17 protein-coding genes are annotated in these 17,912 nt (G+C 62.4%); 6 read left to right on the top strand and 11 right to left on the bottom strand.

The features are described from left to right. Nucleotides 1-92 precede the first annotated feature (92 nt). Nucleotides 93-1,079, top strand: a complete 987-nt coding sequence (locus tag CO667_RS21255; RefSeq protein WP_097620362.1) for a glutathione S-transferase family protein — start codon at nt 93-95, stop codon at nt 1,077-1,079. 10 nt (nt 1,080-1,089) lie between these two features. Here CO667_RS21255 and CO667_RS21250 read toward each other — a convergent pair whose 3' ends face one another. Further along, a complete protein-coding gene (locus CO667_RS21250; protein ID WP_097620247.1) occupies nt 1,090-1,569 on the bottom strand; it encodes an NUDIX domain-containing protein in 480 nt (159 codons plus the stop codon). A 70-nt stretch (nt 1,570-1,639) separates the two neighbouring features. Between CO667_RS21250 and CO667_RS21245 the strand changes: the two genes are divergently transcribed. The 4 genes from CO667_RS21245 (at nt 1,640) to CO667_RS21230 (ending at nt 4,810) form a co-directional block, all read left to right on the top strand. Continuing rightward, entirely contained in the window at nt 1,640-2,548 is a 909-nt protein-coding gene (locus CO667_RS21245; protein ID WP_097620246.1) for a metallophosphoesterase, read from the top strand. Between the two features lie 159 nt (nt 2,549-2,707). Beyond that, nucleotides 2,708-3,268, top strand: a complete 561-nt coding sequence (locus CO667_RS21240; RefSeq protein ID WP_097620245.1) for a hypothetical protein — start codon at nt 2,708-2,710, stop codon at nt 3,266-3,268. A 187-nt stretch (nt 3,269-3,455) separates the two neighbouring features. After that, nucleotides 3,456-3,965, top strand: coding sequence for an RNA polymerase sigma factor (locus CO667_RS21235; RefSeq protein WP_097620244.1), 510 nt, complete (start codon nt 3,456-3,458; stop codon nt 3,963-3,965). 2 nt (nt 3,966-3,967) lie between these two features. Beyond that, nucleotides 3,968-4,810, top strand: a complete 843-nt coding sequence (locus CO667_RS21230) for an anti-sigma factor (RefSeq protein WP_097620243.1) — start codon at nt 3,968-3,970, stop codon at nt 4,808-4,810. Nucleotides 4,811-4,988: 178 nt separating this feature from the next. On the opposite strand, the gene leuA is transcribed toward CO667_RS21230, so the two are convergent. From leuA to CO667_RS21215, 4 genes are all read right to left on the bottom strand, one after another. Then, the gene (gene leuA / locus CO667_RS21225; protein ID WP_097620242.1) at nt 4,989-6,713 is read right to left on the bottom strand and encodes a 2-isopropylmalate synthase; all 1,725 of its coding nucleotides are present in this window, start codon (nt 6,711-6,713) and stop codon (nt 4,989-4,991) included. Between the two features lie 155 nt (nt 6,714-6,868). Then, a complete protein-coding gene (locus CO667_RS36270; protein WP_280953233.1) occupies nt 6,869-6,994 on the bottom strand; it encodes a hypothetical protein in 126 nt (41 codons plus the stop codon). Nucleotides 6,995-7,055: 61 nt separating this feature from the next. Beyond that, nucleotides 7,056-8,285, bottom strand: a complete 1,230-nt coding sequence (locus CO667_RS21220) for a benzoate/H(+) symporter BenE family transporter (RefSeq protein ID WP_097620241.1) — start codon at nt 8,283-8,285, stop codon at nt 7,056-7,058. A 159-nt stretch (nt 8,286-8,444) separates the two neighbouring features. Continuing rightward, on the bottom strand, nt 8,445-9,029 hold the full coding sequence (locus CO667_RS21215) for an ATP-dependent Clp protease proteolytic subunit (RefSeq protein WP_097620240.1): 585 nt from the start codon (nt 9,027-9,029) through the stop codon (nt 8,445-8,447). Between the two features lie 231 nt (nt 9,030-9,260). Here CO667_RS21215 and CO667_RS21210 point away from each other — a divergent pair, with 231 nt between their 5' ends. Beyond that, on the top strand, nt 9,261-10,034 hold the full coding sequence (locus CO667_RS21210; RefSeq protein WP_097620239.1) for a DUF2076 domain-containing protein: 774 nt from the start codon (nt 9,261-9,263) through the stop codon (nt 10,032-10,034). 136 nt (nt 10,035-10,170) lie between these two features. On the opposite strand, the gene queF is transcribed toward CO667_RS21210, so the two are convergent. From queF to CO667_RS21180, 6 genes are all read right to left on the bottom strand, one after another. Continuing rightward, nucleotides 10,171-10,635 (bottom strand): preQ(1) synthase, encoded by a 465-nt coding sequence (queF, locus tag CO667_RS21205; RefSeq protein WP_097620238.1) that lies wholly within the window; start codon nt 10,633-10,635, stop codon nt 10,171-10,173. Next, nucleotides 10,635-11,549: a CDF family cation efflux transporter EmfA gene (gene emfA, locus CO667_RS21200; protein WP_097620237.1), complete on the bottom strand. Its 915-nt coding sequence runs from the start codon at nt 11,547-11,549 to the stop codon at nt 10,635-10,637. The genes queF and emfA overlap by 1 nt, the downstream gene beginning before the upstream one ends. Nucleotides 11,550-11,760: 211 nt before the next feature. After that, nucleotides 11,761-12,432 carry a DUF2161 family putative PD-(D/E)XK-type phosphodiesterase gene (locus tag CO667_RS21195; RefSeq protein WP_097620236.1) on the bottom strand — a complete coding sequence of 224 codons (672 nt, stop codon included), beginning with the start codon at nt 12,430-12,432 and terminating at the stop codon, nt 11,761-11,763. A gap of 15 nt (nt 12,433-12,447) precedes the next feature. Beyond that, on the bottom strand, nt 12,448-12,687 hold the full coding sequence (locus tag CO667_RS21190; protein WP_003561395.1) for a hypothetical protein: 240 nt from the start codon (nt 12,685-12,687) through the stop codon (nt 12,448-12,450). 302 nt (nt 12,688-12,989) lie between these two features. Continuing rightward, on the bottom strand, nt 12,990-15,179 hold the full coding sequence (locus CO667_RS21185) for an anthranilate synthase (RefSeq protein WP_097620235.1): 2,190 nt from the start codon (nt 15,177-15,179) through the stop codon (nt 12,990-12,992). Nucleotides 15,180-15,453: 274 nt separating this feature from the next. Further along, the gene (locus tag CO667_RS21180; RefSeq protein ID WP_097620234.1) at nt 15,454-17,706 is read right to left on the bottom strand and encodes a TonB-dependent hemoglobin/transferrin/lactoferrin family receptor; all 2,253 of its coding nucleotides are present in this window, start codon (nt 17,704-17,706) and stop codon (nt 15,454-15,456) included. Between the last annotated feature and the right edge of the window lie 206 nt (nt 17,707-17,912).

Here is a 17,912-nt window from a genome sequence, read left to right as displayed (position 1 = left end):
GCCTGCAAAGCCCCGCTATCTCGGATATCTTCCAGCCAACACGCAATCGAAGGCCGGTGCCAAGGGCCAGGCCAACCAAGGGAATGAAGATCATGGGAATGCTGGTGGACGGCGTCTGGCATGACGTCTGGTACGACACGAAGGAGAGCAAGGGTCAATTCAAACGGCAGCCCTCGCAATTCCGCAACTGGGTGACATCGGACGGTGAAGCCGGCCCTTCCGGCAGCGGCGGGTTCAAGGCCGAGGCCGGGCGTTACCATCTTTACGTCTCGCTGGCCTGCCCCTGGGCGCATCGCACGCTGATCTTCCGCAAGCTGAAGAAGCTGGAGGAGCTGATTTCGGTCTCGGTCGTCGACCCGCTGATGCTTGAAAACGGCTGGGAGTTCAAAGTCGGCGACGGCGCCACCGGCGACCAGCTCTTCGGCGCGGCCACGCTCTGGGAGATCTATGTTAGGGCCGATCCGCATTATTCCGGCCGCGTCACCGTTCCCGTCCTCTGGGACAAGAAGACCGGCACGATCGTCAACAACGAATCCGCCGAGATCATCCGCATGTTCAACGGCGCCTTCGACGGGCTGACCGGCGCGAAGGGCGATTTTTATCCCGAGGATCTCCGCGCCGAAATCGATGCGCTGAACGCCACCATCTACGATAGCGTCAACAACGGCGTCTACAAGGCGGGCTTTGCCACCACCCAGGAAGCCTATGAGGAAAATGTCGGCAAGCTGTTCGAAACCCTCGATATGCTCGACGAACGTTTGGGCAAGGACCGATACCTCCTCGGCAACCGTCAGACCGAGGCCGACTGGCGCCTGTTCACCACGCTGGTGCGCTTCGACCCCGTCTATGTCGGCCATTTCAAGTGCAACATCCGCCCTATCGCGGATTACCGCAACCTGCCCGGCTATCTGAGAGACCTCTACCAGACGGCCGGCGTCGCCGAGACGGTGAACCTCGCACACATCAAGCAGCACTATTACCGCAGCCACAAGACGATCAATCCGACAGGCATCGTCCCCGTCGGCCCGGCGCTCGATCTCGATAGCCCGCACGGCCGCGCCAAACTGGCCGCGGCTTAAGATTTGCCTCTCACCAGCGGTGGTCGGGCTCCTGTTCGCCCCGAAGCTCGGCGAGGCGGCGATGCGTCGCCAGGGTCGTGCCCTCGGGCAGGCTGTCGAGCGAGAAGAAACCGCTGTCGGAGATCTCCCAGTCCGGCGGGCGCGGCGCCGTCTGCTCGACGCTCGCCCGGTAGAACACGACATGGTCGCGCCGTGTGGTCGTGGTGTTGAAATAGACTTGGACCAGCTGCGGTTTGCCGATGATCCTGAGATTGCCCTCCTCGCGCAGTTCCTTGGCGAGCGCTTCTTCGACCGTTTCGTTGCGTTCCAGCCCGCCGCCCGGCATATGCCAGCCACCGACATAGCTGTGACGCACGAGGAAAATCCGGCCTTCCGCGTCGAAGCAGGCAGCCCTGACACCCATCGTCATCCCCCGGGCGAAAGAGAAATAGACATGCAGGAGGCGCAGGGCCGTCCTGATGTGAAGGGGTCGCTTCTCTTTATCCACCATCGCTCCGTTTCAGCTCTTCATCGCGCCGGATGTGTTTGATTTGTCAATAAGCTGGTCTATGTCTCGTAGCATGTTCAAGCTCGCGCATATTTCCGACGTCCACCTCGGGCCGTTGCCCCGCCTTTCCATCCAGGAGTTGTTTTCAAAACGCATAACGGGCTTTGTGAACTGGCATCGAAATCGACGCAAGCACCTTTTCGGCAGCACGCTGGATCTGTTGCTCGACGACATCCGCGCCCATCAGGCCGATCATCTGGCCGTCACCGGCGACCTTGTCAATCTGGCGAGCGGCATTGAGATTCGCGCCGCCGCCGCCTGGCTGCGCGAACTCGGCGACCCCGCCGATACCTCGGTCGTTCCCGGCAATCACGATGCCTATGTGCCCGGCGCCTACGAGAAGTCGATGCGCGCCTGGTACGAATACGTCCGCGGCGATCTTTCCCCGCCGCAATGGCAGGAAGACCGCCACATCTTCCCCTATCTGCGCATCCGCGGCAAAATCGCGATCGTCGGCTGCTCCACCGCGGTTGCCACCCCTCCCTTTGCCGCCTCGGGCTTCTTCGGCGCGCGCCAGGCCCGCGACACGGTCAACATGCTGCGCGCGGCCGGTGAAGCCGGTCTCTTCCGCGTCGTCATGATCCACCATCCGCCGATCCGCGGCGCCACCGCCTTCTACAAGCGCATGATCGGCATCCGCCGTTTCGCCGCGGTGATTTCCACCGGCGGCGCCGAGCTCGTGCTGCACGGCCACACGCACCTCAACACGCTGCACTGGCTGCGCGGCCAGGTGCAGCCGGTGCCCGTCGTCGGCATCGCGTCGGCCTCGCAGGGACCAGGCAGTATCAAGCCGCCCGCCGCCTACAACCTCTTCTCGATCGACGGCTCTCCCGGCGCCTGGGAGCTCAGCGGCCAGCGCTTCAGCATCAACCGGTCCGGCGATGCAGTGATGCCGGAAAGCGCCGATATTTTCGCACGTTAGCGCCGGCTCCGGACTCATTTCATGCAGCACTGGAATCGATCTGCGAGGACGTCGGGCCATCGCCGCAACAATTGCCACGGAGGCCGCTTACCCTCTTGGTATTTTTAGCGGTAAGCGTACAATCCGAGCAACCGCATCGCCTCAGAACGGAGCCCGCCCATGACTTCTTCCTTCCGTCACCTGTCCAGACTTTCGCTCGCCGCCGGCTTCGCCTTCGGCATTGCCACGGCCGCTTTTGCGGTCGGCGGCGGCAATGATGACACCAATCCGCCGCCGAAGACCGAGACGACCAAGACCTGCACCGGCGGCAAGGTTTGGGACAAGGCCAAGAAGGAATGCGTCAACCCGAAGAAGAGCAGCTTCAACGACGACGATCTCTTTAAATTCGCCCGGGAATTTGCCTATGCCGGCCAATATGAGAACGCCATCACCGTGCTCAATCTCGCCCGCAACCAGAACGACCCGCGCATCCTGAACTATCTCGGCTACGCCAACCGCAAGGCCGGCCGCATGGAACTCGGCATGTCTTACTACCGCAAGGCGCTGCAGGCGGATGAAAACTACATCCTCGCCCGCTCCTACATGGGCATGGCGCTGGTGGAACAGGGAGATATCCAGGGAGCCCGCGTCCAACTCGTCGAAATCCGCGATCGCGGCGGCGAGGGCACATGGGCCTATCGCGCTCTGCTGCAGAGCTTGAACGGCTACAAGACATATTGACGCAAGTTTTGTGGGCCACAATACGAAAATCCCTTGAGAAAGGGGGATGAGGACCGCCGGATGCTTGCGAAGTGCAGGAGACTTGTTTCATAAAGCACATGCATCGTCGGCGTCGATAAGGCCGGCTTCGCGCCCGAGGGCGAACCCTTCGTCCGCGAAACCATTGTGAATGCTTCTTGGATAGACAATGCGTCAACCCGCAACGACCATCGATCTCCGGCGTGATCTCGTCGGCCTTCTGCCCCGCCTTCGCCGCTTCGCGATCACGCTCGCGGGTGAGGCTGCCGTGGCCGACGAACTCGTTCAGGCCGTCTGTCAGCGCGCCATCGCCAAGGGTCATCAATGGAGCGGTGAAGGCCGGCTGGAAAGCTGGATCTACACGCTTGCCCGCCAGCAATGGACCGACGACAGCCGCAAGCGCAAGCCGAAGGCTTCCGCCCGCGGCAACGTCACCGATATCAGGGAGGCCGCGCGCGAACGCTCGGCTGCGGTCGATCCCGACGCCATCCATCGCATGATCGCCGATATGCCGGAGGGCCTGTCCAGCATGTTCCTGCTCGTCGACGTCGAAGGCCACAGCTACCAGCAGGCGGCCGACATCATGGGCACGCCAGTGGCAAATGTCGTCTCGCAGCTCGCCACCGCAAGGCTGCACTTTGCCGGGCTTGCCGGCACCCACCCGATTCACAGGTACTGAATTTGCTCGATCTCAGGAAATTGCCGCTCGAAGCCCAGCTCACCGCCCTTCTCGATGGCGAAGTCTCGCCCGAACAGCGCCACGAGCTGGAGCAGCGCCTGGCAGACGACGAGAACGCGCGCCGGCTGCATGAGAAGCTGCGCCACGGCGCCGATTTCGGCCGCCGTCGCTTCGACGACATCCTGAAGGAGCCGGTGCCGCTCGCCCTCGTCCGCTCGATCAAGAGCACGCAGCCGCCGAAGACGCCGATCGCCCAGCGCGCCACGCGCCCGCACGTAAAACTGGCGCCGAGCGGCCCGCAGGCGCTGGCCGCCGCGCTCATCCTCTTCGCCGTCGGTTGCGGCATCGGCTATTTCGTCGGCACCAGCCCGGATGCCGACGAGATCGCCACCACGACCACCGCCACCGCGCCTGTCAACACCAGCGACTGGCTGGGCGATGTCACCGCCTATCAGCGCCTGCTGATCCGTCAGCCCCGGCATCTCGTCGAAGTGCCCGCCTCGCAGGCCGAGGAAATCTCCAGCTGGCTGACAACCGCGATCGGCGTGCCTTTCCGTGTGCCCGATCTCAGCGCCGAATCCTGGACGTTCCAGGGTGCCCGCGTCATTCTCGGCGACAGCCGTCCTGTCGGCCAGCTCGTCTATTCCAATGCCGACGGCGACGTCATCTCCATCTGCTTCCGCAAGGACGCGCAGCCACCGGAGACCGACGACTTCAAGGAAACGATCAAGGACGAGATCGGTCTTGTCACATGGCACAATGCCGGCACGTCCTACGTGCTTGCCGGTCCCTCCGCCGAAGCGGCACTCGGCCAGCTCGCCATGAAAATCGCCACGGCGATCTGATTCCGCCTATCGCATGTGGCGAAGCGTGAGCGTGCCAGCGAACCAAAATCGACCCGTAGGGCGGATGAGGGGGCCACACGGCACGCCCTTCATTGCCCTTCGCTTGCGCTCAGCGAAGCCAGCCTTAATCGTTAGGCCGCGCCGCACCGACGCAATCGCGGCCTGATTCTTTCCGGGATCAGGCCTTGCCGGCCCTCACCTCGAGCACACGGTTGGCTGCCGAGACGATCGCTTCCAGCGAAGCCGCGACGATGTTGGTGTTGATGCCGGCGCCGAAGAGCTTGCCGCCGGGATAGGAGGTCTCGACATAGGAGATCGCCGCCGCGTTCGAGCCGTGCTGCAGCGAATGCTCGGAATAATCCTCGACCGACATCTCGATGCCGAGATAATGCGACAGCGCGTTGATGAAGCCGTCGATCGGGCCGTTGCCGCGCCCTTCGATGCGCTTGATCTCGCCATTGTCGGTGATCTCGGCGGCCACGATCCGCTGACCCTTGCGCTCCGTGTCGGGATAGGTGTGGTGGTCGACGAACTTGAGACGCGCGCTCGGCTGCGTCACGTAGCGCTCTACGAAACGGTCGTGAATCCGCTTCGAAGGAAGCTCCTTGCCCTCGACGTCGGTGATGCGCTGGATATCCTCGCGGAATTCGACCTGCAGGTTGCGCGGCAGGTTGAGCCCGTAATCCTGCTGCAGGATATAGGCGATGCCGCCCTTGCCGGACTGCGAGTTGATGCGGATGATCGCCTCGTAGGAACGACCGACGTCGCGCGGGTCGATCGGCAGATACGGGACCTCCCAAACGGGATGGTTGGCGACCTGGGCCGCCTTCATGCCCTTGTTGATCGCATCCTGATGCGAACCCGAGAAGGCGGTATAGACCAGCTCGCCGACGTAAGGATGGCGCTCGGAAATCGCCATCTGGTTCGAATATTCGAACACTTCCTTGATGCGCTCGATATTCGAGCAATCGATCTCGGGGTCGACCCCCTGCGTGAACATGTTCAGCGCCATCGTCACCATGTCGACATTGCCGGTGCGCTCGCCATTGCCGAAGAGCGTGCCTTCGACGCGGTCGGCGCCTGCCAGCAAGGCCAGTTCGGCGGCGGCGATGCCGGTGCCGCGGTCGTTATGCGGATGCAGGGAAATGATCAGGTTCTCGCGATTGTCGAGGTTGCGGCACATCCATTCGATCTGGTCGGCATAGACATTCGGCGTCGCCATCTCGACGGTAGACGGCAGATTGATGATCAGCTTGTTATCGGGCGTCGGCTTGACGACCTCGATGACGCCATTGCAGATTTCCAGCGCCACTTCGAGTTCCGTGCCGGTAAAGCTCTCCGGCGAATATTCGAAACGGTAGCCGCCGCCGGCCTTGACGGCCATGTCGGTAATCATCTTGGCGGCATCGACGGCGATCTGCTTGATGCCCTGCACATCCTTGGCGAAAACAACACGGCGCTGCAGCTCGCTGGTCGAGTTGTAGAAATGCACGATCGGCCGGTTTGCGCCTTCCAGCGCTTCGAAGGTGCGGGTGATGAGTTCCGGGCGGCACTGCACCAGCACCTGCAGTGAGACGTCGGCGGGCACATTACCCTCCTCGACGCACCAGCGGGCAAAATCGAAGTCGGTCTGCGAAGCCGAGGGGAAGCCGATCTCGATTTCCTTGAAGCCCATCTCCAGCAGCAGCTGGAACATGCGGGCCTTGCGGTCGTGGCCCATCGGGTCGACGAGCGCCTGGTTGCCGTCGCGCAGATCGACCGAACACCAGACCGGCGCCTTGGTGATGGTCTTCGTCGGCCAAGTGCGGTCGGGAATATTCACCTGCGGATAGGGCCGGTATTTCACCGCCGCATCGGGCATGCCTTTTGCAGCGCTTTTGGAGGATTGCGTCTTCGCGTCCATTGTCTTGTCTCCTCGTCCCGGCATTTGCCCGCTCTTAGCCGATCACATCGGGCTTGGCGATAAACAAATGCGGACCTTCGTCGGTCGTTAGGTCAATTTTGAAAGTGAGTCGCGAGGAGCGATGGCCGGGCGGGCTTTCGGCCGCCGGGCGCTCCTCAAAGGACCCGGCAACCGCGCGTAAGGCCGAGGAGAAGAAGCGAGGTCAGGGCGCGCGAGTTGTCACGCAGGGCGATGCGGCCGCGTGCAATCGTCTCGGAAATCTTGGCGCCAGTGGTCTTCATGGCCGCGCTTATAACCTTGGGCGGAGGAACTGGCAAGCCCTCGCGGCGCGCCGACCTTGCCTCACTTCGACTGAGACCCGCTTTTCGCCATCTTCACCAGCTGCGACAGCGCGAGCATCAGGCCGCCCGCGATCAATCCCCAGAAGGCGCCTGAGATGCCGCCGAAGGAAATGCCGGAGGCGGTGACGAGGAAGGTGATTGCCGCTGCCTCGCGCGATTCCGGCGCCTGGAAGGCCGACATTGCCGAGGACGAGAAGGCGCCGACCAGCGCCAGTCCCGCCACCGCCTCGATCAGGATGGGAGGCGCCAAGGCGACGAAAGCCGTCACCGCGCCGGCCAGCAAGCCGAGGATGATATAACCGACGCCGGCGATCAGCGATGCCCAGTAGCGCCGCTTCGGATCGGCATGGGCATCCTGGCTCGCGCACATCGCCGCAGTGATTGCCGCCAGATTGACGGCGTGGCCGCCGAACGGCGCCGACAGCAGCGAGAAGAAGCCGGTGACGGCAAAGAGCGGACCGGGCTTCGGATCGTAGTGATTGACCTTCAGCACCGCGATGCCGGGAATGTTCTGCGATGCCATGGTGACGATGAAGAGCGGCAGCGCGATCGACACGAAACCGGCAAGGTTGAACACCGGCCGGACGATTTCAGCCGTCGGCACCAGCGATCGTTCGAGCGAGGCGAAGGCGCCCTCGGGAATATCGACGCCGAAGGCAAGCACCAGCACGAAGGCCGCGAGTGCCGCCGGCACCGCCCAGAGCCGCTTGAAGGCGCCGACGACGATCCAGGCGACAACGATCGGAAGCCCGAACAGCGGATTGAAGCCGATTGCCTTCACCGGCGCGAAGCAGAGGCCGATCAGCACCCCGGAAAGCATCGCATTGGCAAGCGGCGCGGGAATGGCGGCAACCGCCCGGCCAAGCGGCTTGAACAGCCCGGCGACGATGATCAGCGCGGCGCAGATCAGGAAGGCCCCGACCGCCGCGTTGAAGCCGCCCTCGATCGCCCCGGTGCTTGCCAGCAGCGCCGCACCCGGCGTCGACCAGGCGATACTGATCGGCAATCGCGTCACGGCGCTGAGCACGATCGCGCAGACGCCCATGGAGATCGACAATGCCATCAGCCCGGACGCCGCCTGCGCATCCGTCGCGCCGACCGCCTCGAGCCCGTGCAGCACGACGGCGAAGGAACTGGCGGAGCCGACGAAGGCGGTCAGCAGCCCCATGAACAGGGCCTGGACGGAAAAATGTTTGAGCATGGCAGGACTCGCGGCTGCGGAATGGCGCATGGAGCATGAGGATTGCCTCGCGTGCAAGTCCGGATTCAGCCCTTTCCGTTCAGCGCCCGCGTCATCAGATCGGCCGGCCTCTCTTTGCCGGACAAACAAAACGCCCTCGCCTGCGGTCAGCGGGCAAGGGCGGTACTTTGCAGCTTCGGCTGAGAAAACTCAGATATCGGCCTGCGAGGTCACGATCCGCGAAACCAGGCCGTAGTCCTTCGCCTCTTCGGCCGAAAGCCAGTAGTCGCGATCCGTATCCTTGGCGATCTTGTCGAGCGGCTGGCCGGTGGCCTCCGCCATGATCCTGTTCAGGCGCTCGTTCATCTTGATGATCTCGCGCGCCTGGATCTCGATGTCGGATGCCATGCCGCGCGTGCCGCCGGAGGGCTGGTGCAGCAGGAAGCGGGTGTTCGGCAGGCAGAGGCGCCGCTCCTTCGGAGTGGCGACATAGATCAGCGCACCGGCCGAGGCGACCCAGCCTGTGCCGATCATCCAGACCTTCGGCTTGATGAACTTGATCATGTCATGGATGGAATCGCCGGATTCGACATGGCCGCCGGGCGAATTGACATAGATGCGGATGTCGTCGTCGCTGGCCGCGGCAAGCGCCACGAGCTGCGAGCAGACCTTCTGCGCCAATTCCTGATTGATCGGTCCGTAGATGAAGATCGAACGCGACTTGAAAAGATTCGCCTCCGTTTCCTTGCCGAGCGGCAGTTCCTTCGTCTTGTCGTCCTGGTCTTCGTCGTTCATTCGAACCTCTTGGAGATGAATTCGGGTTCCTCGCACATAGTGCGACTCAATGCCTAAAACAATGCGGGAAAAACACAAGGCACCGAAGCGATGGAGATATCCTTAAGAAGCCGCGCGCCGTTCTGCAAGCCTTACTGAAATGTAACGGTGAAAGGCTTTGAAAAGCCTGAATCGGTTCCTACCTCACCCCTCAAGCGGCAACCGCTCTATGAGATCAACAGGAGGCAGGACATGTCACCGGAAGAACGCCAATTATTGACCGCCCTCTTCGACCGCGTGCGCACCGCCGCGGCCCAGCCGCGCGACCGCGAGGCCGAAGCCCTGATCGACCAGGCAACGCGCGAGCAGCCGTCGGCCACCTATTATCTGGCCCAGGCCGTCATCGTTCAGGAAAAAGGGCTCGAGGCAGCAGCCAACCATATCAAGGAACTCGAGGAGCATGTCCGCCAGCTGGAAGCCGGCGCGAGTGAACACCGCCAGGCCGAACAGGGCGGCGGCTTCCTGAGCTCGATCTTCGGCAATACGCAGACGCAGCAGCCCGCACCTGTCCCGTCCAATCCCGGTCCCTGGGGCCAGTCCTCCCGCGGCTATGACGATTCCCGCGGCTACGACCGCGATGCCCGCCAGCCGCAGCAACAGCCGAGCGGCCCCTGGAGCCAGCAGGCCTCTGCACCCTCGGCCGGCGGCAGCTTCCTGCGCGGCGCGCTCGGCACGGCGGCGGGCGTTGCCGGCGGCATGCTGCTTGCCAATTCGCTGAGCGGCATCTTCGGCAACCACATGTCCTCGCTCGGCTGGGGGTCACCCTTCGGCGCCAATCCTTTCGGCAATGCCAGCGCGCCGACCGAGGAAACCGTCATCAACAATTTTTACGGCAATGACGACAGCCGCCAGGCTTCGGACAACGCCGCCGATGACAAGGACGACGCCAACGTGCAGCAGGCCGATTATGACGACGGCGACGATTATTCCGATGATTCGTCCGGCGACGACGTCACGGATGTCTGAAGTGTAATAGCCGGAGAATGGGCGGCAGTTTGTATTCAGTTGCCGCGCCGTTGCCCGGCCCTTCGCTAAGGCTCAGGGCGTTCGCTGCTGCAATCGATTCACTGGATCGATTGCTCGGGCTGCGCCCGACCGCAACTCACCCACGTCCACGATAGGTGGCAACGCCCTGGTCCGGCAGCCACACACCTTCCGGTGGTTTGCTCGTCTGCCAGAAGACGTCGATCGGAATGCCGCCGCGCGGATACCAGTAGGCGCCGATTCTGAGCCATTTGGGGTCAAGCAGCTCAACGATGCGCTTGGCGATATAGACCGAGCAATCCTCGTGGAAAGCGCCGTGATTGCGGAAGGAATGCAGGAAGAGCTTCAGCGACTTCGATTCCACCAGCCATTCGCCCGGAATATAATCGATGACGATATGGGCGAAATCCGGCTGCCCGGTCATCGGGCAGAGCGACGTGAATTCCGGCGCGGTGAAGCGCACGACGTAATCGGTGCCGGCATGATTGGAGGGCACTTTTTCAAGCACCGCCTCCTCAGGCGATTTGGCGGTTTCGGTTTGCTGGCCCAGCATCGACAGGCTGGAAACATCGGTATTCGGCATCATGCCTCCTTGACGACTTTGACGCGGATGCCATGGGCTTTTTCGCCCTCCGGCTCCACATGAATGGCTATTTTGGCGCCCTCGTGCACCGCACTGATGGCATCCTCAAGGCGGTCGCATATATCATGCGCCTGCCGCACGGACATAGAGCCGGGCACCACCATGTGGAAATCGATGAAGGTGACGGTGCCCGCCCGCCGCGTTTTCAGGTCATGCACACCGATCGAGCCCGCCGCATGGGTGGCGATCGCCTGCTTGATCGCTTCTTCGTCCCGCGGATCGACCGCCTGGTCCATCAGCCCGCCGATTGATTGCGAGATCACCTTCCAGCCCTGATAGAGGATGTTGACGGCAACGAGAATGGCAAGCACCGGGTCGAAGATCGCATAACCCGTCGCCAGCGCCAGCAACAGGCCGATCAGCACGCCGACGGAGGTCACGACGTCGGACATGATATGTTGACCGTCGGCTGCGAGCGCCGCCGAGCGGTATTTGCGTCCGGTCCGGATCAACAGCCGAGCCCAGACCGCATTGATGACACCGGCCGCCAAATTGATCGCAAGGCCGAGCCCCGGCGCGTCAAGCATGCGCGGCTCGGCGAGATAACCCACAGCCTCGTTGACGATCAGCAGGGCGGCGACGACGATCAGCACGCCCTCGGTGACGGCAGACAGATATTCCGCCTTGTGATGGCCGAAAGGATGGTCGTGATCGGCCGGCTTCTGCGCGTAACGGATGACGAAGAAGGCAATGAAGGCGGCCACGACGTTGACCGTTGATTCAAGCCCGTCCGACAGCAGCGCCACCGAGCCGGTGACCCACCAGGCCACCATCTTCAGTCCCATGACGCCGAGCGAAAGCGGAATTCCCCACATCGCCAGCTTCCGAACCGTAAGGTCGCCGTAATCGCTCATATCGTCCCCCTGCGGTTGCGAATGAATTGCAGCTTTCCAGCCGTTGAAACGCAAAACCGCCCACGCGAATGTCGCGCAGGCGGTTCAGTTGAGGGTGATATGGGCGATGACGCAGGATTTGTCAAAGGGAATGACGCGCCGTTCACAGGCCTCGCCATCCTCGGCCGGAAGCAGGCCCGCCACGTGATCCCCGCGCCACCCATAGCCCGGCTCAGGAAGCCGGGTCGGAAAGCACAGCTTGCGGCCACCGCAACAGAGCAGCCTGCCCCGCCGGTGTCAGAGCGTAGATGCCCTTTTCCACTCGCTCGAACCATCCGTAGACATTGTCGCGCAGGATCGGGCCGGCCTTGGGTGCAAGCATCGTCATCTCCCGCGGCCGTTTCAGGCCCTGCTCGAGTGCCGAAGCACAGAGCAGTGCCTGCTGGCGGTAGGCGGTCATGATCGGCGCCCGCGAACCGCCGCCGACGGCAGGATCGCCACGGCGGCGCTGATGCTCCCTGACGAGGCGCGTCCGCCGCTTCGGATTGGTACGCGGCATCGGCGAGACGGAGCTGACGATGACGCTGACCTCGCCGCCGTCGGAGACGCCGAGCATGCCGATGCCGAGCCGCCGGCAGAGGTCGTGGTAGCGTTTGTCGGCCTCCCGCCCCCGCCCCTTGGCCGAAACGCGGGCCGCGATCCAGACTTCATCGCTCATAGCGGCGCGGTCGACCGCCTGCAGAAGCAGCTCGAGGTTGAAGGAAAGTTTCAGTTCGCAGACCACCACGACCGGCGGCTCGCCCTCGCTCAGGCCGACGAGATCGCATCCGCCGACCTCGCCCTTCACGACATAGCCAGCCGCCTCCAGGAAGGTTTTGACCGGCAGGTAAAGCGACGTCTCCATGGCAAAAACGGCGCCTCAGGCGGCGTTGAGATCGGCAATCTCGCCATATCGGGCGAGCAGTCGCGGCGAGGACATGTCGCCGGTTTCCTCGTCGACGATCACGGCATAAGCCGCCACGCCGACGAACCGCTCAGCCATCGCCGAAGCGATTTTTTCCGCACTGACGGAATTCGATGCCTGGCGCATTTCGCCGGGCACGAGATTGCCGCGGTTCTTGCGGTAAGGGAGCACGATGAACTTTTCAGCATTGGCCACGGCGATGGGTTCCGATTGATCGTTCCTGAAATGTTCTGATTTGCCTGATAAAGTCAACCTCGGAATGCCCGCCCCGCCCTTCGAGGCGTCGCCCTACTGGCTACACACCTCAGGCTGAGGCTCTCTCGGCCTCTGCAGCGGCTTGTCGCGGCATCCTCTACGCCCGTGCATCGGCACGGCATCCTCCAACATCCTCATCCTGAGGCGCGCAGCTCATAGGGCGAAGCCTCGAAGGACACGCTCGACGCCGCTTTTGAGCGCCCGGCCCTTCCCGCACGCAGGAAGGGCCGGGCGGATTGCCATCACGCCGCCTTCGTCTTCGCCTTGCGCGCCAGATGCGCCACGACATTCTCGATCATCCGCATGCCGGCATCGCCGCCGAGCGTCATGATCGATTCCGGATGGAACTGGACCGCGGCGATCGGCTCCTTTTCGTGTTCGATGCCCATGATCGTGCCGTCCTCGCTTTCCGCCGTGATGATGAACTCGCGCGGCAGCGTCGAGGGATCGGCGAAGATCGAGTGGTAGCGGCCGACCGTCACTTCCTTCGACAGGCCGGAGAAGACGATGCCCGGTTCCAGCACGCGGATGCGCGAGGGCTTGCCGTGCATCGGCAGCGCCAGATGGCGCAGTTCCCCGCCATAGGCTTCGGCAAGCGCCTGCAGGCCGAGGCAGACGCCGAAGATCGGCAGGTTGCGCGCCCGCGCCTTCTTGATCGTCGCCTTGCAGTCGAAATCCTTGGGCGTCCCGGGTCCGGGCGACAGCACGACGAGGTCCGGGTTCAGTCGATCGAAGATTTCCTCCGGCACCGGCGTGCGCACGGTCGAAACCGTCGCCCCCGTCTGGCGGAAATAATTGGCGAGCGTGTGAACGAAGCTGTCCTCATGGTCGACGAGCAGGATGCTGACGCCCTTGCCGACGCTTGCGACGTCGCGCTGGATCTTGCTGGAATTGCCCGTTTTGGCGTCGCGGATGGCGGAAAGCATGGCGGAGGCCTTCAGTTCTGTTTCGGCTTCTTCTTCCTCTGGAATGGAATCATTCAACAGCGTCGCACCGGCGCGCACCTCGGCAATGCCGTCCTTGATGCGCACGGTGCGCAGTGTCAGGCCGGTATTCATGTCGCCGTTGAAGCCGACCATGCCGATCGCCCCACCATACCATGCACGCGGGCTCTTTTCATGGCTCTCGATAAAGCGCATCGCCCAGAGTTTCGGCGCGCCGGTGACGGTGACGGCCCAGGCGTGGCTGAGGAATCCGTCGAAGGCATCCATGTCGTCGCGCAGCCGTCCCTCGATATGGTCGACCGTGTGGATGAGGCGCGAATACATCTCGATCTGCCGGCGGCCGATCACCTTGACCGAGCCCGGTTCGCAAACGCGGCTCTTGTCGTTGCGGTCGACATCCGAGCACATGGTCAGTTCGGATTCGTCCTTCTTGGAATTCAATAGCTTCAGGATCTGCTCGCTGTCGGCGATCGGATCGTCGCCGCGCTTGATCGTGCCCGAAATCGGGCAGGTCTCGATGCGGCGGCCGGACACGCGCACGAACATTTCGGGCGATGCCCCGACCAGATATTCCTGATGGCCGAGATTGATGAAGAAGGAATAGGGCGACGGATTGATCGCCTTCAACCGCCTGGAAATGTCGGAAGGCTTGCTGTCGCAGCGCTCCATGAATTTCTGCCCCGGCACGACTTCGAAGAGGTCGCCCTTGCGGAAGCTTTCCTTCGCCTTGGTGACGAGCTCGGCATATTCGCCCGGCCGGTGATCGCTCTTCGGTGGAATGGAATCCGTGTGCTTGAAGGGTTCTGGCGCGATATCGCCTGCCTTGCCCTCGGTCGACACGCCGCCCTTTTCGAAATCGTAGCGGTCGACCCAGGCCTTGGCGGCGTAATTGTCGACGACCAGGATCTCGTCCGGCAGGTAGAGCACCATGTCGCGCTGGTCGGCAGGCCGCGTCAGCTTCAGATTGATCGCGTCGAACTGAAAGGCAATGTCGTAGCCGAAGGCGCCATAGAGCCCGAGGCTGGCATCCGCCTGCGAATAGAACAGGTCGGTCACGGCGCGCAGCACGGTGAAGACCGTCGGAATCTTCGAGCGCTCTTCCTCGGTGAACACCCGGTCCGGCATCTTGACGGCAAGGTCGAGACGGCGAGCGGAAGAAGCGCCGAGTACGAGCTCCGACACGGTCTTCAGCCGTTCGGCCACGAAGCCGAGGATCACCTCGCCGCGTTCATTATAGGCCTCGATCCAGACGTCGCGCCCGAAGGAGGAGATGCCGAGCGGCGGATCGACAACCGCCGTATCCCAGCGCGTATAGCGGCCCGGATATTCGTAGTTCGACGAGAACACCGCGCCGCGGCGTTCGTCGAGCTTGTCGATATAGGAAGAGACCGCATCGCCGTAGGGGATTGCCCGCCGCTGCCGCGTGACGGATATGCCGCCCTTGGTCTCGTAGATTTCCGCACCATCATCCCGCAGGATCGTTACCATTGTTCCACTCCGTTATCGGGGCCCGGACGAGAGGCGGCGATAAAAACAAAAAAGCCGCCTCGAAGTTTCGGGCGGCTCACTCGTCGTCGTCTTTGGACACGATTGGTCGAGGCCGCCTTAGCGAGCCCACCACCAAACAGCAATGTTCAAGGACTTGATCATGGGGAAAATTGTTAGCCTGAGATCAGCCATTGCGCAAGAGGCGATCGCGGGAATGAAAAAGGGCGGCCCGAAAGCCGCCCGATCTGACGTCGTGATCTGTCCGGTGATCGGATCAGAAAATTTTCGTCAGCGAGATCTTGAAGGTGCGGCCGGGCTCGGAATACCAGTCGCGCGGCTGCGTTGCTGTCGAGCTCAAGTTGACATCACGCACGGCGAGCGCATTGAAATATTCCTGGTCGAAAATGTTGTAGACGCCGGCCTGCACGCGCAGGCCCGGCACCTGTTCCGGCGTCCACCAGCCGGTCAGGTCGACGATTGCATAGCCGGGCGCATCGAAGGTCGTATCGGGCTTCGTGCCGACGGTATTCAGATGGTCGGTGAGCATGCCGGCCGAAAGCGTCGAGGAAAGATCGAAGCCGAAGGTCTCGTTGCTCCAACCACCGCCAACGATCGCCTTGAATGGCGCCACCGAGCGCAGGCGCTGGGCGGTTTCCTCGTTCCGGCCATAAGCATAGGCAAGCGCTGCATGCAGGTTGATGCCGTTGTCGAACGTCTTATTGGCGCTCGCTTCGACACCCGAGATCGTCACACTGCTGACGTTGGTATAGTTGAACTCCGTGATGCCGGTGGAGGCGTTTACGCTCGTCTTCGTTTCAATGAAGTTGTGATAGCGGTTGTGGAAGAGCGCCAGGCGACCGTTGAAATCGCCTGTGTCGAAATTGGCGCCCATTTCGACACCGTAGCCTGTCTCGGGCTTCAGGTCGGGATTGCCGAGCTGGGCATAGTTGCCGCCCGCATTGTAAAAGCGGCTGTAGAGCTCGTCGACGGTGGGCGCGCGGAAGGCCGACGACAGCTGGGTGTAGATCTGCACATCGGGTGTCAGTTCGTAGGTGGCGAGCACCTTCGGCGAAACATGCTGATCGCTGCGGTCGGACAGCGCACCGAACTTGGCAAGCGCCGGATTGCTGGCGAAACCGCCGCCCGTCGACGGATCATAGCTGAACCAGTCGAAACGAACGCTTGGCGTCAGCGCAAAATTCGTATCTGCGAATTCGATCTTGTCTTCGATCGACAGGCCGATCGTCTTGCTGTCGACGTCCGGCACTTCCGACTGGTTGTTGAGCGAAGGGCACGTCGTCGGCGTCGGGCAAAGCGCAGAGCTGTACTGGTTCCAGCCCGACGTTGTCGCTTCGAGGGTTACCTTCACCGAATGGCGGACGTTCGAATATTCGAAGTCCTTGGTAACAGTGCCGTTGAAGCCCCAGGTCTTATTTTCGATCTCGTTGTTGCGGCCGTAGGCGACATTGGCCGACGTGCGTCCCTTGCTGCCCGACTCCTTCTTCAGATCCTGCCAATAGAGGGTGGCCCGGGCGCTGGTGAAGAATGCATCCGAAGACTGCGCTTCGTAATCGTAGTCGAGAGACACGCGATCGCGGTCGCGCAGTTCGCGGCCGTCATAATTGTCGGTCAGGAAGGTGCGGGGAGCAGCACCCTGGAGTTCGCGCAGGTCGGTCTTGAGATCGCGGCGGAACCGTTCCGCCGTCAGACCGATGCGATGCCCGCCTTCCAATTCCTGGCGGAGCTTGAACAGCAGGTTGTGCTGATCGAAATCGGCGGGATCCGCCTCGGTGCGGAAACGACCGTAACTGTCGTTGTCGCCCATATTGTCGCGTTCATGGCCCTTGCGGTAGCCGCCCTGAAACAGGATCGATGTGCTGCCGATCTTCTTGGCGGCAGCGGCCGAACCGGAAAGGCTGCTGTCTTCGCTGTCATAGGTCGACTTGACGATCGCACCCCAGTCGCGGCCTTCAGGAATGATATCCTCCGGCTCCAGCGTATTGACGACGATCGCACCGCCGAGCATGCCCGAGCCGCCCTTGCTCGAATCCGCGCCGCGCACGATATCGAGCGACGAGAGCGAGTTGAAATCGAACGTGTCGCCGCCGCCATTGGCGTTGGCCGGCGCAAATGCACCCTGGCGCGCGCTGTTCGAGAGATAGGGGATCGGAATGCCGTCGACAACGGTCAGGATGCGTGCGCCGGAGAGGCCGCGCAGATTGACGCCGGCGTCGCCGCGCGAGAAATTCACGCCGGGATCGATGCTGCGACCGAGATCTTCGAGATTGGTAACCTGTTTCTCCTCGAGCTGCTTGTCGGTGATCTCGGTCGCAAGCGGCGTGTCGGCGACGCTGCCCGGCGCCACGCGTTTGCCCTTGACGACGATCTTCTGCAGGACCGTGCTGTCTTCCGCGGTGGCTTGCGGCGCCGTTGCCGGAGCGCTTTGCGCAAAAGACTGTGAAACAGGAAGAACAACTGTGGCTGCCGTGCAGACCAAGAGAACCGAACGCCAATACCGGACGATCATAACCTACCCTCTCATGATGATTACCGGGCTGGCTGGTCGTGGCGCGTCGAACGCTCGAGGGGCTGGCTGGGCTTTGCGGATGAAGACGCAGAATTTCGCCTTCTTTTCGCCGCATAAAAAACATGAGCAATCCTGTCAAGATAAGGCGGAAGCTTATGTTGAATATTATCTTCAAGTTTTAATGATCTTCCCGGACGTTGCGCAAT

Origin of the sequence: Rhizobium sp. L43 (genome assembly GCF_002531725.1) — a bacterium.
Classification (GTDB): Bacteria; Pseudomonadota; Alphaproteobacteria; order Rhizobiales; family Rhizobiaceae; genus Rhizobium.
Note: the sequence above shows the minus strand (reverse complement) of the source record. Positions and strands in the feature narration are given on the sequence as shown.

What these genes read in the sequence shown, in the direction of transcription:
- CO667_RS21195 (WP_097620236.1), bottom strand. Translation starts at nt 12,432, where the DNA reads ATGGAGACGTCGCTTTACCTGCCGGTCAAAACCTTCCTGGAGGCGGCT.
- CO667_RS21250 (WP_097620247.1), bottom strand. Translation starts at nt 1,569, where the DNA reads ATGGTGGATAAAGAGAAGCGACCCCTTCACATCAGGACGGCCCTGCGC.
- CO667_RS21210 (WP_097620239.1), top strand. Translation starts at nt 9,261, where the DNA reads ATGTCACCGGAAGAACGCCAATTATTGACCGCCCTCTTCGACCGCGTG.
- CO667_RS21180 (WP_097620234.1), bottom strand. Translation starts at nt 17,706, where the DNA reads ATGATCGTCCGGTATTGGCGTTCGGTTCTCTTGGTCTGCACGGCAGCC.
- CO667_RS21255 (WP_097620362.1), top strand. Translation starts at nt 93, where the DNA reads ATGGGAATGCTGGTGGACGGCGTCTGGCATGACGTCTGGTACGACACG.
- queF (WP_097620238.1), bottom strand. Translation starts at nt 10,635, where the DNA reads ATGCCGAATACCGATGTTTCCAGCCTGTCGATGCTGGGCCAGCAAACC.
- CO667_RS21245 (WP_097620246.1), top strand. Translation starts at nt 1,640, where the DNA reads ATGTTCAAGCTCGCGCATATTTCCGACGTCCACCTCGGGCCGTTGCCC.
- CO667_RS21240 (WP_097620245.1), top strand. Translation starts at nt 2,708, where the DNA reads ATGACTTCTTCCTTCCGTCACCTGTCCAGACTTTCGCTCGCCGCCGGC.
- CO667_RS21220 (WP_097620241.1), bottom strand. Translation starts at nt 8,285, where the DNA reads ATGCGCCATTCCGCAGCCGCGAGTCCTGCCATGCTCAAACATTTTTCC.
- CO667_RS36270 (WP_280953233.1), bottom strand. Translation starts at nt 6,994, where the DNA reads ATGAAGACCACTGGCGCCAAGATTTCCGAGACGATTGCACGCGGCCGC.
- leuA (WP_097620242.1), bottom strand. Translation starts at nt 6,713, where the DNA reads ATGGACGCGAAGACGCAATCCTCCAAAAGCGCTGCAAAAGGCATGCCC.
- CO667_RS21235 (WP_097620244.1), top strand. Translation starts at nt 3,456, where the DNA reads ATGCGTCAACCCGCAACGACCATCGATCTCCGGCGTGATCTCGTCGGC.
- emfA (WP_097620237.1), bottom strand. Translation starts at nt 11,549, where the DNA reads ATGAGCGATTACGGCGACCTTACGGTTCGGAAGCTGGCGATGTGGGGA.
- CO667_RS21215 (WP_097620240.1), bottom strand. Translation starts at nt 9,029, where the DNA reads ATGAACGACGAAGACCAGGACGACAAGACGAAGGAACTGCCGCTCGGC.
- CO667_RS21185 (WP_097620235.1), bottom strand. Translation starts at nt 15,179, where the DNA reads ATGGTAACGATCCTGCGGGATGATGGTGCGGAAATCTACGAGACCAAG.